This window comes from Actinomadura syzygii (genome assembly GCF_008085905.1).
Classification (GTDB): domain Bacteria; phylum Actinomycetota; class Actinomycetes; order Streptosporangiales; family Streptosporangiaceae; genus Spirillospora; species Spirillospora syzygii.
On the sequence record NZ_VSFF01000008.1, the window covers coordinates 235,618 to 250,586 of the forward strand.

The following is a 14,969-nucleotide window of genomic DNA, read 5'->3' on the forward strand; positions in this document are numbered from 1 at the left end:
ACACCGACCGGGCCACCTGCCCCGACGACCCGGCCTTACTGCTGCCGGGCAAGCTCATATCGTCCGACCTGTTCGCCCGCGTCGCCGCGCGTGCCGCAGCCGAGTACTCCATGCCGATCGGTCTCGCCGAGCGGTCCCTCGTCCAGGCCCTCACCATGCTGCACGCGATCGCCGTCCACCCGGGCACGGTGATCCACCCGCCGCGCCCTTCGACTACGACGCGATGTACGCCACTGTGCCGACCGCGTGGAGGGACAAGGGCCTGCACTGGCACTGCTACTCCTGGCGCGGCACCGGCAAGGAGTGGGCGGACGACAAGCTCCGCCACGACGACCAAGCGGACATCACTCCCTCCGTGGTCCGGGCTTGGCTGACGAAGAATGCCCGGCTGATCCGCGCGACCTGCGGCACGCCGGAGGAGGGAGCGGCCTGGTCGATGGAGCAATGGTTCAAGGCCCGCGCGGAGGTACTGACGCCCGTCCCGGAGTGGTACACCGACGAGAGTCAGCGGGCGCGCACCCTGTACGACCTTGGCGCCGGGACCGATCTGGCCAAGGGGTTGTGGGTGAAGGGCCCATCCATGGTCTCCTGGGGCGTCGTCGGGACGTCCGACCGCTGCCATTGATCCCGGCGGGGCCGAGGGCGCCTGCCTCACACCCTCAGCCCGCCTGTCACGGCCACGCCGCGATTCGGTGGGGTTAGGGGTGGGGGCAGTTTTGGAAGAGGATGTTGTTTTGGGGTTTGCCGGTTGGGCGGGTTTTTTGGACGAACAGCATTACCTCGCCGGGGGCCCACGGTTCGGCGTCTAGGACGTACCAGTTGCCGGGGATCTTTTCGCGGCCGACGTTGACGTAGCCCGCAGGGCCTCCGCTGTCGTAGTTGAAGACGGTGGCCTTCACGTGGCGTTTCTGGATGCGCTCTAGGGCCGCGTCCACGGTCAGGCCGCGGATGTCCACGCAGTGGAGCGCTTCGCCCGGTGTGAAGGCGCTGTTGGTGGAGTTGTACTTCTCGCCCGGCCGCGCGGGACGTCCGATCGCGATCATCGCCTCGTCCTTGAAGCCGATCGGGATTCGCAGCCCGCTGACGCAGGTGTCGCCGCCGCCCCCGGAATAGCAGCCCTTGGTCACGATCGGCTTGATGGCCGCGCCGCCGTCCTGCATGACGACGTGACCGGCCACGCTCGGGGATGCCGGGACCATTTTGAGGTCGATCTTCATGCCCTGGGCCGCGAATTCCTTTCGGTAGCGCTCCGGGTCGGCGTCCGGGTCCTTGATTTTCACTTCGATGTAGCGCTTGTGGTGGATGAAACTGAGTGCGGCGACGGGGCTCGGGGCGAATGTTCCCGGGTTGCCCGCGCGTGGGGACGGGACGACCCGCGTGTCCTTCTCCGAATGCCAGGGTGCGAGGACCAAGGCCCCGGCGACGGCGCAGGCCCCCGCGGCCGCGACGAGCGGGAGACCGAGGCTCCACCGGCGGGCGCGGCGGGGCGCCGTCGTCGGCTCGGCGGTGATCTGGGCGAGCAGGGCGCGGCGCGTCTCGGCGCGCACCGGGCGGACGGCCTCCTCGTCGCTGAGCGGGGCGGCGCGGCGGACGAGCGAGTCCAGGTCGTTGTTCATGCGGGCTCTCCCTTCGAGCGTGCGGCGGGGGCGTGGACGGCGGGGCGGTCGGCGCGGCGTTCCAGTTCCGCGGCGAAGCGGCGGCGGGCCCGGTGCAGCCTGATCCGGGCCGCGTTGCGGGACACGCCGAGCACGGCGGCGATCTCGCCCGGGTCGAGTCCCTCCCAGGTGGCGAGGCCGAGCAGTTCCCGGTCGGCGTCCGCCAGCGCGCGGAAGGCGGCGGTGATCTCCGGACGCCCCGGGTCCGGGACGGGCTCCGCCGCCAGGTCGGAGGCGAGGTCCTGGCCGATCCGGACGGCGAGGGCCCGGCGCCGCCGTTCCCCGCGCCGCTGGTTGGCGAGCGTCCGCCGCGCGACCCCGTAGAGGTAGAAGCGGGCGGTGCCGTCCCGTGGGACGTCGTCGAGACGGCGCCAGGCGACCAGGAAGGTCTCGGCGATCGCGTCCGCGGCGTCGTCGGGGTCGTCCGTTCGCCTGCGCACGTAGCCGGTGACGTGTCCGAGGTGGGCCGAGTACAGCTCCTCGAACCGGGCCGATCGTTCGTTTCCCAAGTCATCTCCTCCGGGTGCCGGGGACAGATGACGGGGAGATGTCCGCCGGGCGCGCGAGCATTTCAGCCGCCCTTCCGTCGAGTCAGGAAATCAACCGCGATGGGCATTTTGGCTGATCACGGCGGCGGCTCGTGTTCATCGTCCGTTTCGATCGTGGACCGGTTTGGAAGCGCGGCGCCTATGGCAGCATGTGCAGCCCAACCTCGTTGCGTGCCGGGGGTACGCGGCCTTGAAACCTGCGCTGAGTCTCGAAGAAGAGCCGGTCGGCGAAGAAACGCAGGCCATGGACGAGCCGAGGCGGCGGCGTCGGGTGGGCGTGCTGTGGGCTGTGCTCGTCTGGGCGGTCGCCGCGCCGCTCGCCGCCGCCGCGCCTCCCGCGTTCGGCCTGGACCCGTTCCGGCAGGCGCACGCCGACGTCCCGCTCGCCATCGGCGGCGCCGCGACCGCGCTGGCCGCCTGCCTCGCGCTCTGGCGGCGCGGCGGCCCCGCGATCACCGGCGCGGCGGCGGGCCTCTTCGCCGCCTGGACCGTCCTGCTCCTGCGCACCGCCTGGCAGGGCACGCCCTTCCCGGCGGGAGGCGTCTACGGCGACGCCGGACGCATGGCCGCGATGGCCACCCGCTACACGGTCGGGTCGGCGAGCAGCGACGGCATCGTCGCGGGCGTCCCGTCCGAGTACCCGCCGCTGCTGCCGTGGCTGATCGGCAAGTCCGCGCTGGTCCTGGACGTCCCGGCGTGGCGGATGGTCGCGCCCGCGCTGATCCTCGTCGTGTCGGCGTCGGTCGTCGCGGCGTTCCTGCTGTGGTCGCGGCTGACCTCGCCGGGCGCGGCGCTCGCGATCGCCGCGCTCGGCCTCGCCGCGTTCGGGAAGCCGGACAAGGCACACGAGGTCCTGTCCCTCGCGGTCGTCGTCCCGCTGCTCCTGCTAGCGGTCGCGAAGCCGCCGCGCGGACGCCTGCACTGGCTGCCCGCCGGGCTCGCCGGGGGTTTCGCGGCGCTCGTCCATTTCGGCTACCTGGTGTACGCGGCGCCCGGCATCCTCGCGCTGGTGTGGCTCACCTGGCGCGGCGAGGACGACCGCCGCGCGTACGCGTGGCACGTCGCCCGCGTCGTCGCCGTGATGCTGGCGGTGTCGTCTTGGTACGTCGTCCCGTACGGGTGGGCGATGCTGCACGGCGGGCAGCAGGTCGCCGACACCTACGAGTCGAGCGCGATCTCGTCCAACCCGCTTCCGTTCCTCGCGATGACGCCGCTCGGCGTTGCGCAGGCGGCGGGAGCGGTCGGCCTCGTCTGGCTGCGCCGGACGGCGTGGTGGGCGACGCCCCTGCTCGCGGTCGTGCTCGGCGCCTACGGCTACTACCTGATCAGCATGGCGCGGTTCGTCACGACCGGGCACACCGGGCTGCTGCACTATGTGTTCCCGCTGGTGTCCGCGTGCCTGCTCGCCGCCGCCGTGCTCACCGCCGTCCACGTCGCCCCGGCGCTGGCGCGGCGGGCCGGGACGCCCTTTCCGCGCGGCAGCGGGACCGCCCTGGCCGCCGTCGTGCTGATCTTCACCGGGTACGGGTACTGGCAGCTCAACATGCCCGTCACCCACTGGACGCCGGGACGCGACGGCACCGCCGTCCCCGACCTCGCCGCCGCCGGGCCGCAGAACCGGCAGGCCGCCCGCGCCCACCTCCAGCCGCTGCCGGACGGCGGCCGTCCACGGTTCAGCGGCGAAGCCGCGCAGGCGGGCGTGCCGACCTGGTTCCCCGTCGAGCCGGTGCGGCGCGCGGTCGAGAACGTCCTCGGGACGGACGCGCGGCCCCGCACCCTGTCGTCCGACGAGCAGTTGTTCGCGTTCCTGCCCTGGCGCGGGTACATCGCCGTCGACCGCGGCTCCGCCGGGGGCCCGACCCGCTGGGACGACCGGTTCGCCGAGCTGACCAGGCTCTCCCTGATCACCGACCCGGCGGCCTTCGCCGCCGCCTCGGCGAAAACGCGGTTCGGGCCGATCGACGTATTCGTGTTGCGCCGCGACGGCGGGGAACTGGTGTGGCGTCCGGGCGGTGCGCGGGGCGTGGTGCGCTTCCAGCCGCGGCAGTTCGATCCGGCGGCGTTCGTGCTGGTGGACGGGCTTCCCGCGAACACTTCGGTTGCCATCCGCCGCCGGTAAATAACGGGCGAATAGCTCGTGAAAGGTAACTCGGCAATGGCGGCATCCGCCCATTGCGCCCCGTGCGCCGCTCGATACTACGAGGCGGCAGGTTTCCCACGGAAAGGCTGTCCGGATGCTCGATGGCGCGAACGCGGCGTGGCTCACGGCCGCCGTCGGCGTATCCGCGGCGGCGGCGGTGCCGGTCCTGATCGTGTTGCGCCGGGCCAGACGCTGGGCGTCGACCGTCACGCGCCGGCTGATCGGACTCGACGAGCGCCTCGCGTCCGTGAGCACGGCGGTGGGCGACGGGCTGAGACCCCGGCTGGACAAGCTCAGCGGCGAGGTGTCCGCCGTGTCCACGGACCTCGTCGACCTCGCGCGGACGAGCGCCGCGCACTACGACCAGCTTGAGGCGTACATCGACCTGCGGAGCCTCGTCCGGCCGCGCGCCCCGATGCCGCCGCTGCGCGGCTGGGCGGCGTCCCCGGACGTCCTGCGCCACCTCACCGAGGCCGTCGCGCGGCGGCGGCCGAAGCTGATCGTCGAGTGCGGGAGCGGGTCGTCCAGCGTGTGGCTCGGGTACTTCGCCGAGCAGCTCGCGTCCGCGCGGGTCGTGTGCCTCGAACACGACGAGCGGTACGGGGAGCTGTCCCGCGAGCTGATCCGCGCGCACGGCCTGGAGCGCGTGGTCGAGATCCGCAGCGCCCCGCTCGCCGACTGGACGTCCGGCGACCGCGCCTACCCCTGGTACTCCGTCGAGGCGCTGGAAGACCTCGCCGACATCGGGGTCCTGTTCGTGGACGGCCCCCCGGCCGCCACCGGCCCCGAAGCCCGCTACCCGGCGGTCCCGCTGCTGCTCTCGCGGTGCGCGGCGGACGCGGTGATCGTCCTGGACGACTCGCGCCGCGCCGAGGAGACCGCCATCAGCGACCGGTGGCTGGCCGAGCACCCCGAGATCGAGCGGACCGTCCTGCCGTTCGAGAAGGGCGCGCACGTGTTCACCCGGCGGACGCCATGATCCCGGAACTGATCCGGGGCGTCCTGGCCGAAGCGCCGTCGCTGCTCCTCGCGATCGGGTTCCGCCCGGAGGAGGAGGCGGCCGTCCGCGAACTGGCCCCGGGCAGGGTCGTCGACCTGGACGCCGTCGAAGAACCCGCCGACGACGTTGGCTCCGGGACGGTCGCCGTGCTCGCCCGCACCTTCACCGACCTCCGCCGCGCGGCGTCCCTCGCGGCGCTGCTTCCGAAGGCGGCGCGGCACGTGGTCGCGGTGGCGGTGTCGTCCGCCGACCGGCCCTTCATCCCGGCATCCGTTCCCGGATCGCTCTCCTTCGAGGCGCGGCGCGGGACGGCGGGCGAGTGGGCCGTGGAGATCGCGTTCGCCGGGCCGCGCCCGGTGGGGGAGTCGGTCGCCGCGCTGGTGCGCGGGCAGGGCGGGCACCGGCTCCGGCCGGTCCCGGGCCCGCGGGTCGCGCTGGCCGGGCCCGGGGCGTCGCACTGGCGGCCCGGCGATCCCGGCGCGACGCCGACGACGCCGCGCGGCCCGCTCGGGAACCCGGACGGCCCTCCGCCAGCCGACGTCGTGCTCCGCACGTCCCCCGACCCGGGCGAATGGGCTGATCCGAGGGTCGAGATCGTGATCGACCGGCCGTCGTCCGGCAGCGAGACCCTCTACGAGATGGACGCCGTCCCGCCCGTCGACGAGCGCTCGGTTAACCCGACCGGCTTCGTCACAGACCCGAAACTCGGGGACGCCGTGCTCACCCTGGCGGAAGACCGCTGGTGCGTCCGCGCGGGCTCCGACGACCTCGTGCTGTTCCCGGAGTCGGGGGCCGTGACCGACGCCGACGTCGACCGGCTCCGCCAGGTGCGCGCCGTGACCGTCGACTGGGGCACCGGCACGCGCCCCCTCGCGACCGCGCGGGTCGTCGCCGGGCTCGCCGCCGCCGGGGTCCCGCTCCGCGCGGATAAGGCGCCGCCCTGGGCGATGGCCCTCGGCCGCGACCTCACCGCCGCCTTGATCGCAACCGCGGTCATGTCCGACGACCTGCGCCGGGAGGAGCACAGCGTGCGGCTCCGCCGGGCGGCGCTGCGCGGCCACTCGACCGAGGCGCGCTGGCGGAGCCTCGCCATGGCGGCCGGGCTCCCGGTCCCGCCCCGGCCGACCGCGTCGGTCGTGCTGTGCACGCGCCGCCCGGAGTTCCTCGGGTTCGCGCTGGGGCAGATCGCCGCGCAGCGGGACGTCGACCTGGAACTCGTCCTCACCCTGCACGGGATCCCGGCGGACCTGCCCGAGGTGAAGGCGGCGGTCACCGCCTTCGACCGGCCGTTCACGGTCGTCGAGGTGCCCGCCGACGTCCCGTTCGGCGTCGCGCTCAACCTCGGCGTCGCGCGGGCCTCCGGCCGGTACGTGGCGAAATGGGACGACGACGACTGGTACGGCCCCGACTTCCTCGCCGACATGCTGCTCGCGTCCGGCTACAGCGGCGCTGAGCTGGTCGGATGCCATGCTCAGTTCGTCTACCTGGGGCAGATAGACCTCACCATCTACCGGAAGGCGCGCTCCGAGCTGATGGGCCGCTGGATCTCGGGGGGAACGTTCGTCATGGAGAGACCCGTCCTCGACTCGGTGGGAGGGTTCCCGCCCGTCCCGCGCCACGTCGACGCGGCGCTCGTCGACGTCCTCACGGCGGCGGGCGGACGGACCTACGGCGCGCACAGCCTCGGCTACGCCCTCCACCGCCGCGCCGCCGGGCACACCTGGAACCAGCCCGTCACCTACTTCCTCCGCGCCGCGGCCCGGCAGTGGCGCGGACGCCGGTTCAGCTCCCTCATCTCCCCGGAGCGGTTCCCCCTGCCCGTGATCGGGGACGTCCGATGAGCGCGCCCGAAGCGCCGCGCGTCCGGCACAACGACTACGGGACCCTCGCGCCGCCGGAGATCGGCGAATGGGAGCCCCGGCTGTCCGTCTCCGTCGTGATCCCGGCCTACGGGAACCAGGAGAAACTGGACCTCACGCTCGCGTCGCTCGCCGCGCAGACGTACCCGTCCCGGCTGCTGGAGGTCGTGGTCGTGGACGACGGCAGCGCGCCGCCGCTGCGGCTGCCGGAGATCGTCCCGGAGCGGACGCGCCTGCTCCGCACCGGCGGCGACGGCTGGGGACGCGCGCACGCCTGCCGCACCGGGTCGCTCGCCGCCGACGGCGACGTCGTCCACTGGCTGGACGCCGACCTGATCGCCTTCCCCGAACACGTCGAGGCCCAACTGCGCTGGCACCACCTCGCCGACTACCTCGCCGTCCTCGGCTACAAGCGCTTCGTCGAAGCGGACGAGGGCTGGCCGACCCCGCAGGCGGTGTTCGACGCGGTCGAGGGCGGCTCGGCGGAGAAGCTGTTCGACCTCGACCGGAGCCGCCGCCACGAGTGGGTCGAGGACATGATCGACGCGACGGACGGCCTGCGGAGACACGGCTCCCGCAGCTTCCGCGTCCACGTCGGCGCGACCGCCTCCGTCCACGCCTCCCTGCTGACGGCCGCCGGAGGGATGGACGACTCGCTCGTCCTAGGCGAGGACGTCGAGCTGGGCTACCGGCTGGCGCAGCGCGGCGCGGTGTTCGTCCCCGAGCCGGAGGCGCGGAGCTGGCACCTCGGGCCGTCCACGCAGATGCGCGACGAGGAGCGGCTGACCCGGCACAACGAGCCGTACCTGAGCCACCGGCTGCCGATGCACCGCGACTGGCGGCACCGGGGCACGGGGCGGCAGTGGCTCGTCCCGTGCGTGGACGTCGTCGTCGAGGCGCGCGGACGCCCGCACGAGGAGGTGCGCGCCACCGTCGGCGCGGTCCTCGCGAGCACCCTGCCCGACGCGGCCGTGACGATCGTCGGGCCCTGGTCCGAGCTGGGCGACGAGCGCCGCGCTCCGCTCGACGACCCGCTGCTCGACCTGCGGCTGACCCGTGCCGCGTTCCGCCACGACGGGCGGGTGACCTTCGCCGAGGAGGCCGCGCCGACGTCCGCGCCCGCGCCGTTCCGGCTGACCTGCCCGCCCGGCTGGGCGCCGACGTTCGACGCGCTCCAGCGGCTGCTGGAACTGGCCGAGACCGAGGACTTCGGCGCCGTCCTGCTCGCGCTGCCCGAAGCCGCCGAACTGAAGGTCGCGCGGTTCGAGCGGACCGCCGCCGTCGCCCGCGCCCTCGCCGTCCGGACCGACGGCGAGGACCTCGACGACGTCGTCTACGCGACGTACGGGTCGGTCTGGATCGACGGGACGGAATGGGCCCTCGTCCCCGCCGCCGACGCCGCGCCGCCCTCCCGGCGCACCGAGGACCTGCTCACCTGGAAGAAGCGGGCGGAGCGCTGGGAGGCCGAGACGGACCGGCTCCGGCGCAAGCTCAGAGCCCCGCTGAGCACGAAGCTGCTGGAGGCTTCCCGCCGGAGGGCCTCAAGCTTGAGCCGACGCAAGGAGTCCCGATGACCGCGCAGCCTCGCATCGCGCAGCCTCGTGTCAAGGAGAACGACTACGGCTCTCTCCGGCCGGCGGAGCTCGGCTGCTGGGAGCCCACCCTGACGGTGAGCGTGGTGATTCCCGCGTACGGGTCGCAGGACAAGCTCGACCTGACGCTCGCCGCGCTCGCCGCGCAGACCTACCCCTCGCGCCTGCTCGAAGTCGTGATCGCCGACGACGGCAGCGACCCGCCGCTCAAGCTGCCGGAGATCCGGCCGGAGCTGTGCCGGATCGTGCCGAGCCTGTCCGGCGGCTGGGGCTGCGCGCACGCCTACCGCTCCGGCGCGCTCGCGGCGGAGGGCGACGTGATCGTCCGGCTGGACGCCGACATGGTCTGCTTCCACGACAACGTGGAGGCGCAGCTCCGCTGGCACCACCTCGCCGACCACATCGCCGTCGTCGGGCACAAGCGGTTCGTGGACTTCCAGCCCGGCGCGCTGACGCCGCGGGAGGTCCATGACGCGGTGGCGCGCGGCGGGGCGGAGAAGCTCTTCGAGTCGGACGCCTACGAGCTCCACCACTACGAGAAGTTCATCGAAGAGACCGACATGCTCCGCGCGGCGGGCGCGCAGGCGTCCCGGATCTTCACCGGGGCGTCCGCCTCCTACCACCGCGAGCTCTACCTCGACGCGGGCCAGGTCGACGGTGACATGATCCTCGGCGAGGACACCGAGTTCGGGTACCGGCTCGGGCAGGCCGGGGCGGTGTTCGTCCCGGAGACGGCGAGCAGCAGCTGGCACCTCGGCTGGTCCACCACCATGACGGACGGGGCGCGCGCCACCCGCTACTGCCAGCCGTTCTACGCCAACCGGGTGCTCGTCCCGCGCAAGCGCAGGCCCGACCCCGGACGGACGTGGAAGGTCCCCGGCGTCGAGGCCGTCGTGGACGTGTCCGAGGCGGCGTGGGAGCAGGCCCGCGCGACGGTGAGCGGGCTCGCGTCCGGCCTCGTGTCCGACGTGGGCGTGGTCCTGACCGGGCCGTGGTCGCGGCTCGACGACGGCCGCCGCGACATCCTCGGCGACCCGCTCCTCGATCTGCGCCTCATCCGCGAGGGCCTCGGGGACGACGGCCGCGTGCGCCTCGTCGAGACGGCGCCGGACACCTCGTTCCCCGCGCCGTACCGCTTCCGCTGCCCCGCCGGATGGGTGCCCGGTTCCACGACGCTCCGCCGCCTGATCCAGCTCGTGGAGAAGGAGGGGTACGGGCTGGTGATCCTCGACCTGCCGGGCGACGTCCAGGCCCGGTTCGAGCAGACCCGCGCCTTCGCCCGCGCCGCCCGCGTGACCGGACCCGGCGGCGACAGGGACGAGGCCGTCGCCGAGATGTTCGGCGCGCACACCGTGGACGGCGCCGACTACGGGCTCGAACCGGCCGGGGACGAGAGCGTCCCGAAACCGCCGGTCGACTGGCAGGCCAAGGCCCAGAAATGGGAGGCCGACGCGGCGAAGTGGCAGAGCCGCGCGAACACCCTGGACGGCGAGCTGAAAACGGTACGGGCCGAGCTCAACGCCCAGTTGCAGCGCCGGCTCCGGCGCCGGATCGGACGCCTCCGCCGCCGCCTGCTGCGCCGCTGAACGACCGCCGCCCCGGCGAACCGGATTGTCACCTCGACACGTTCCGGAATTCACAGGGACGCAATTTCGGCCGCCTAATGTCCTCGATCATGAAACCTTCCCCAGGCGCAGTGATCCTCGCGACGGCCGGAGCGCTGGCCGCGCCGCTGGTGGCGACCCCCGCGTACGCCCCCGCGTACGCCGCCGCGCACGGTCCCGAGTCGATCGTCGTGCAGCGCGGCGGGCCCGCGCGCGGGCTGCCGTTCGTCGCGTCCCGGAGCGGGGAGGCGGTCGCGACGTTCACGGTCGCCGCGCCCGGCGTCTCGTGGGCGCGCAAGGGCGCGGAGGCCGCCGTGGTCGCCGTCGCCGTGGACGGACGGCACGTCACCGACCTCGTCGTCCCCTCGGCGGAGCCGACCGCGCGCAGCGTCGCGCTCGGCCCCGTCCGGCCCGGAAAGCACCGCCTGACCTTCGCGTTCGCGAGCGCCGGGAGCGCGGCGGCGGCCCGCCGCGTCACGATCCGGCGGGCGCGGGCCGGGACGCCGCGCGCCGACCAGGTCGCGCTGCGGCACGCCCCGATCGTCGTCGGCCGCACGCTGCCGCAGCTCGGCGACGCCTACCAGAACGCCCGCACCGACACCCCGCTGCTCGCCTGGCACGAGGAACTGCCCGCGACCAGGCCCGGACACCGCGTCCTGGAGTACTCGGTGGTGTGGAGCAACGAGGACGGCGGCACCGACACCCCCGCCCTCATGGCCCGCTGGGGACGCACCACCGACATCGAATGGGTGTACCGGGTCGAGGTGGACGCGGCCGGGCGGCGCGTCCCCGGCACCGGCGTCTACCAGGCCCCCAACCACCAGACGCTCGCGTTCGCCGGACGCTACGAAGGCGACCACCCGCTCCTCCAGACGTGCACGGTGAACAACAACATGTGCGACACCGTCACTCCGGACGCGAAACTGCGCTTCTTCCTCGACTCGACGCCGACCCGTCCGGCCGACCGCGCCCGCGAAGTCGTCATGGACCGCTCGCCCTGGACGTATCCGGTGATGGCCCAGGAAATGGTCCGCGAAAACAAGATCGAGAACCCGGCCGACCCGAACACCCCGCAGGTGGGGGACCAGCGCACCTACCTTTTCCTCGAATTCAAGAAGCAGACCGGCGCGCCCACCGGGACCGGGTCGATCCCCGGAGTGTCGATCGGAGTCCGGCTCAAGCGCGACCCGGGCACGCTCTACCGCTCCGACCATTCGACGCCGTCGTGGTCGATCGAGCGGGACCTGCCCGCCGCCACCACCGTCGAACTCCCGGCCGGCGCCAAGGTCGCGGACATCGCGAGCGTCGAGGCGGTCCGGCAGCCGATGGGCGCGGGCGACAACGGCGCCCCGGCCACCGTGACCTCGATCAACCGCGGCTTCTTCCTCGACGCCGGGTACCTGCCGCAGGCGTCCGGGATCGCGTGGACGGGGTCGGTCACGCTGACGCCCGCGTCCCCGTCCGCAGCGCTCTGGAAGCCCTGACGTGCTCTGGAAGCCCTGACGCCCGGTACCGCGCCGGGGGCGGGGCGGTCAGCCCGACAGCGCCCGGCGCGCGTCCCGCTCGACCAGGATCGGGACGAAGTCGCGCACCGGACGCCCGTCGAACCGGTGGTGGATCGCGCTGACCGCCTCGGCGACCTCGTCCGCGTCGTGCGTGTCGCCGTACGCCTTCATCAGCCGGGCGGTGACCTCTGTCATGGCCGTCTTCTCGCGCGCCGCAGTGTCCATGTCCAAAATGCTTCCTCGGAAATGCGCGATGCGCAACGCCCCAGCGCCGATGGATTTCCGCGAGTGACCGGATGCGGCCGGGCATAACGATTTGAGGCCAAAGGGTGCCGCTTTGGCGAGCGTTGGGTGAACGATGGCCCCATGGGCGCGAGAGCCGGGCTTAACCGGCTTCCCTTTTCGAACGGCGCGAAACCCGGTACTCGTCTCGTCGACCGGGTCGTGGACGAACTATCCGGCTGGCCGGGGCTGCGGGTATCCGCGGCGGAATGCGGCACGGGATCGGCCTTAGCCCTGGGCGGGCGGCAGATCGTCCACCTGCCCGGGGAGCACGAGGCGGAACTGCGGCTCGGCGCGCCGACGGTGCGGCGGCTGCTTCCGGCGCTCCACGAGTCCGGCCAGCTCATCCCCATATCGGCGGACGAGCCCGCCGTGCCGACCACGTCCGAGGAGGACGGGGAGGAGTGGGTGCGGATCCGGATGGACGGCCACGCCGACGTCTCGCTGATCCTGTCGCTGGCCAGCCTCGCGATCGCCGCGGGCACCCGGACGATCGCCGGACCCGAGCGCCTAGAGCCGCCCTGCCCGCGCGCCCGGCGGGTCGCCCTGCTCGGCATCTCCCGGCAGCCGCGCACACGGCCGTGAGTTCCCTCGGACCTCACGGGACCGGCGACACCGAACTCGCGTTGTCGAGCAGCAGCCGAGGCCGCCCGCCGCCGGACGCCGGGAGCGCCCACGTCTGGTTCTTGCCGTCGCTGAGCTGGAGCGTGTAGCCGAGGGTGCGGTCGTCCAGCCAGACGGGCTGGTCGTCGACGCTGCGCGTCTCGGCGAGCGGTGCCGTCCGCAGCGTGGCGAGGTCGAGCGTCGACAGCCGCCAGCCCTTCTTCGGGTCGCCGCCGATGGCCGACTTGTAGGCCAGGCGCGTGCCGTCCGGCGAAAGGGAGGGGCACTCGACGTTGGGCGCGAGCGTCCGGACCGTCCGGGCCGCGAAGTCGCCCTGCACGAGATACCGCTTACCGCCCGTGGACAACGTTGCGTAGAACCGGTTGTCGTCTGAGGCGAACGTGATGCCCCAGAAGTTGGCGTCCCGGTTCCGGTACGGGGCGCCGTCCTTGGTGATCGCGAAGTCCTCCAGGGACTTGACGAGCCGCCCGGTCCGCGTGTCGAGGACGCCCGCCCGCGTGGAGAAACCCGTGGTCGCGTAGCTGTGGCCGTCGATGAAGAGCGTCCAGGCGACCATCCGCCCGGACGCCGACACCCGCAGCCGGTTCGGGAACCCGGTGAGCGGGACGCGCCGCCGCTCGCGCAGCCCGGCGTCCATCACGACCAGTGCGCCCGCGCTCAGCGCCCCGACCGGGCGCAGGCAGGCGACCGTCCCGGCGGCGGCGTAGGCCCGGTCGCACTCCACCGGCGTCACCCGCCGCGATCCCGGCGGGGACGTGTAGGACAGCCGCCCGTTGGTGAGGAGCTGGAGGCGGCGGCCGTCGCCCGTCCCGCCCGAGGTCCGGGCGGGCGCGGGCTCCGCGCCGTGGAACACCGTGTACGCGACGGCCACCGCCACGAGCAGCACGGACGAGACGGTCAGGACGGCGACGCGGGAGCGAGCGTTCACGAGACGGCCCTTTCTGGCGAGCGGAGGAGGACACCGGTCCCGGCGAGGGCGGCGGCGCTGACGGCGGCGGCGCCGAGCAGCGCCGGACGGGTGCCCCACGCCTGCCACGCCACCCCGAACAGCACCGACGAGAGCAGGTAGGCGAGCGCCTGCCCGCTCTGCACGAGCGCGATGCCGGTCGTCCGGAGCGCGGCGGGGAGCAGCGGCCCGGCGAGCGCCATCAGCCCGCCGTCGGTCGCGGCGTAGAACGTCCCGTGCAGGACGACGGCCGCGCCGACCAGCCAGAGCCCGCCGCCCGGGGCGAGCCCGAGCAGCAGGTAGGTCGCGGTGAGCGTGAGGTAGCCGCCGAGCACGACGGGCAGCCGTCCGGCCCGGTCGGCGAGCAGGCCGAGGGGCGTGGCGAGCAGCAGGTAGACGCCGCTCGTCGCGACCGCGAGCAGCGGGAACCAGCCGAGCGCGAGGTCCGCGCGCTGGGCGACGAGCAGGTAGGTGAAGCCGTCCCCGATCGTCGCGAGCCCGAGCAGCACCGACGCGGGGACGAGCCGCCGCGCGGCGGGCCCGCGCAGCAGCTCCCGCCAGCGCAGCGCCTCGCGCGGCGGCTTCGGCCCCGGCGTGTCCCGGACGAACAGCACGAGCACCAGCACGCCGAGGAGCGCGACGCAGAAGCTCGTCATGATGACCGAGTCGTAGGAGCCGGGCGCGGCGGCGAGGACGGCGAGCGCGACGAGCGGACCGGCGAACGCCCCGGCGGCGTCCATCGTCCGGTGCACGCCGAACGCCCGGCCGAGCCGGTCGGGCGGCGTGGACAGCGTGATGAGCGCGTCCCGGGGGGCGGTGCGCAGGCCCTTGCCCGCGCGGTCCGCGGTGATGGCGAGGCCGATCCCGATGCCGGAGCCCGCCGCCGCGAGCAGCCCGAGCTTCGCCGCGGCGGACGCGCCGTAGCCGAGCAGCGCCACCGGCTTGCGCCGGTCGACGCGGTCGGCCGCGTACCCGCCGACCAGCCGGAGCAGGACGGTCGCCCCGCTGTAGAGCCCGTCGATCGCCCCGTAGGCGGCCGGGCTGAACTGGAGTCCGACCACCAGGTACAGCGGCAGGATCGCGGTGACCATCTCGGCGGAGACGTCCGTGACGAGGCTGACGGCGCCGAGGGCGACGACGTTGGCGGCGACGGGCCCCGCGCGGCGGTGGCCCCTCGCCGGGCGGGTGAGGGTGGAAAGGTACACGCCGGCTCC

The 14,969-nt window shown here is 73.7% G+C and carries 14 protein-coding genes; 8 read left to right on the top strand and 6 right to left on the bottom strand.

The annotated features are described in order from the left end of the window. Positions 1-35 precede the first annotated feature (35 nt). The gene (locus tag FXF65_RS45920; protein ID WP_281288928.1) at positions 36-164 is read right to left on the bottom strand and encodes a hypothetical protein; all 129 of its coding nucleotides are present in this window, start codon (positions 162-164) and stop codon (positions 36-38) included. Positions 165-223: 59 nt separating this feature from the next. Between FXF65_RS45920 and FXF65_RS21560 the strand changes: the two genes are divergently transcribed. Then, positions 224-625 carry a hypothetical protein gene (locus tag FXF65_RS21560; RefSeq protein ID WP_148351794.1) on the top strand — a complete coding sequence of 134 codons (402 nt, stop codon included), beginning with the start codon at positions 224-226 and terminating at the stop codon, positions 623-625. Between the two features lie 73 nt (positions 626-698). Here the strand turns inward: FXF65_RS21560 and FXF65_RS21565 are convergent, their stop codons facing one another. Together FXF65_RS21565 and FXF65_RS21570 are read right to left on the bottom strand one after the other, a co-directional pair. Next, positions 699-1,616 carry a hypothetical protein gene (locus FXF65_RS21565; RefSeq protein WP_148351795.1) on the bottom strand — a complete coding sequence of 306 codons (918 nt, stop codon included), beginning with the start codon at positions 1,614-1,616 and terminating at the stop codon, positions 699-701. Further along, positions 1,613-2,164: an RNA polymerase sigma factor gene (locus FXF65_RS21570; RefSeq protein ID WP_148351796.1), complete on the bottom strand. Its 552-nt coding sequence runs from the start codon at positions 2,162-2,164 to the stop codon at positions 1,613-1,615. Before FXF65_RS21570 ends, FXF65_RS21565 begins: the two co-directional genes overlap by 4 nt. A gap of 283 nt (positions 2,165-2,447) precedes the next feature. On the opposite strand from FXF65_RS21570, the gene FXF65_RS21575 reads away from it, so the two are divergent. The 6 genes from FXF65_RS21575 (at position 2,448) to FXF65_RS21600 (ending at position 11,882) form a co-directional block, all read left to right on the top strand. Beyond that, the gene (locus tag FXF65_RS21575; protein ID WP_148351797.1) at positions 2,448-4,322 is read left to right on the top strand and encodes an arabinofuranosyltransferase; all 1,875 of its coding nucleotides are present in this window, start codon (positions 2,448-2,450) and stop codon (positions 4,320-4,322) included. Between the two features lie 115 nt (positions 4,323-4,437). After that, positions 4,438-5,322, top strand: a complete 885-nt coding sequence (locus tag FXF65_RS21580; protein WP_148351798.1) for a class I SAM-dependent methyltransferase — start codon at positions 4,438-4,440, stop codon at positions 5,320-5,322. Further along, complete coding sequence (locus tag FXF65_RS21585; protein WP_148351799.1) at positions 5,319-7,184, top strand: glycosyltransferase family 2 protein; 1,866 nt, start codon at positions 5,319-5,321, stop codon at positions 7,182-7,184. The genes FXF65_RS21580 and FXF65_RS21585 overlap by 4 nt, the downstream gene beginning before the upstream one ends. Then, complete coding sequence (locus FXF65_RS44740; protein ID WP_148351800.1) at positions 7,181-8,776, top strand: glycosyltransferase family 2 protein; 1,596 nt, start codon at positions 7,181-7,183, stop codon at positions 8,774-8,776. The genes FXF65_RS21585 and FXF65_RS44740 overlap by 4 nt, the downstream gene beginning before the upstream one ends. Continuing rightward, positions 8,773-10,380, top strand: coding sequence for a glycosyltransferase family 2 protein (locus tag FXF65_RS44745; RefSeq protein ID WP_222868662.1), 1,608 nt, complete (start codon positions 8,773-8,775; stop codon positions 10,378-10,380). Before FXF65_RS44740 ends, FXF65_RS44745 begins: the two co-directional genes overlap by 4 nt. Positions 10,381-10,469: 89 nt before the next feature. Further along, positions 10,470-11,882: a hypothetical protein gene (locus tag FXF65_RS21600; RefSeq protein WP_222868663.1), complete on the top strand. Its 1,413-nt coding sequence runs from the start codon at positions 10,470-10,472 to the stop codon at positions 11,880-11,882. Between the two features lie 48 nt (positions 11,883-11,930). Here FXF65_RS21600 and FXF65_RS43860 read toward each other — a convergent pair whose 3' ends face one another. Then, positions 11,931-12,128, bottom strand: a complete 198-nt coding sequence (locus FXF65_RS43860; protein ID WP_222868664.1) for a three-helix bundle dimerization domain-containing protein — start codon at positions 12,126-12,128, stop codon at positions 11,931-11,933. Positions 12,129-12,269: 141 nt separating this feature from the next. Here FXF65_RS43860 and FXF65_RS21605 point away from each other — a divergent pair, with 141 nt between their 5' ends. Continuing rightward, a complete protein-coding gene (locus FXF65_RS21605) occupies positions 12,270-12,770 on the top strand; it encodes a luciferase domain-containing protein (protein ID WP_148351803.1) in 501 nt (166 codons plus the stop codon). 13 nt (positions 12,771-12,783) lie between these two features. On the opposite strand, the gene FXF65_RS21610 is transcribed toward FXF65_RS21605, so the two are convergent. Further along, on the bottom strand, positions 12,784-13,737 hold the full coding sequence (locus FXF65_RS21610) for a TolB-like translocation protein (protein WP_148351804.1): 954 nt from the start codon (positions 13,735-13,737) through the stop codon (positions 12,784-12,786). Further along, positions 13,734-14,960 carry an MFS transporter gene (locus FXF65_RS21615; RefSeq protein ID WP_148351805.1) on the bottom strand — a complete coding sequence of 409 codons (1,227 nt, stop codon included), beginning with the start codon at positions 14,958-14,960 and terminating at the stop codon, positions 13,734-13,736. Before FXF65_RS21615 ends, FXF65_RS21610 begins: the two co-directional genes overlap by 4 nt. Between the last annotated feature and the right edge of the window lie 9 nt (positions 14,961-14,969).

Coding starts and splice junctions, on each gene's coding strand:
- FXF65_RS21560 (WP_148351794.1), top strand. CDS start 224: ATGTACGCCACTGTGCCGACCGCGTGGAGGGACAAGGGCCTGCACTGG.
- FXF65_RS21565 (WP_148351795.1), bottom strand. CDS start 1,616: ATGAACAACGACCTGGACTCGCTCGTCCGCCGCGCCGCCCCGCTCAGC.
- FXF65_RS21575 (WP_148351797.1), top strand. CDS start 2,448: ATGGACGAGCCGAGGCGGCGGCGTCGGGTGGGCGTGCTGTGGGCTGTG.
- FXF65_RS21580 (WP_148351798.1), top strand. CDS start 4,438: ATGCTCGATGGCGCGAACGCGGCGTGGCTCACGGCCGCCGTCGGCGTA.
- FXF65_RS21585 (WP_148351799.1), top strand. CDS start 5,319: ATGATCCCGGAACTGATCCGGGGCGTCCTGGCCGAAGCGCCGTCGCTG.
- FXF65_RS44740 (WP_148351800.1), top strand. CDS start 7,181: ATGAGCGCGCCCGAAGCGCCGCGCGTCCGGCACAACGACTACGGGACC.
- FXF65_RS44745 (WP_222868662.1), top strand. CDS start 8,773: ATGACCGCGCAGCCTCGCATCGCGCAGCCTCGTGTCAAGGAGAACGAC.
- FXF65_RS21600 (WP_222868663.1), top strand. CDS start 10,470: ATGAAACCTTCCCCAGGCGCAGTGATCCTCGCGACGGCCGGAGCGCTG.
- FXF65_RS43860 (WP_222868664.1), bottom strand. CDS start 12,128: ATGGACACTGCGGCGCGCGAGAAGACGGCCATGACAGAGGTCACCGCC.
- FXF65_RS21605 (WP_148351803.1), top strand. CDS start 12,270: ATGGGCGCGAGAGCCGGGCTTAACCGGCTTCCCTTTTCGAACGGCGCG.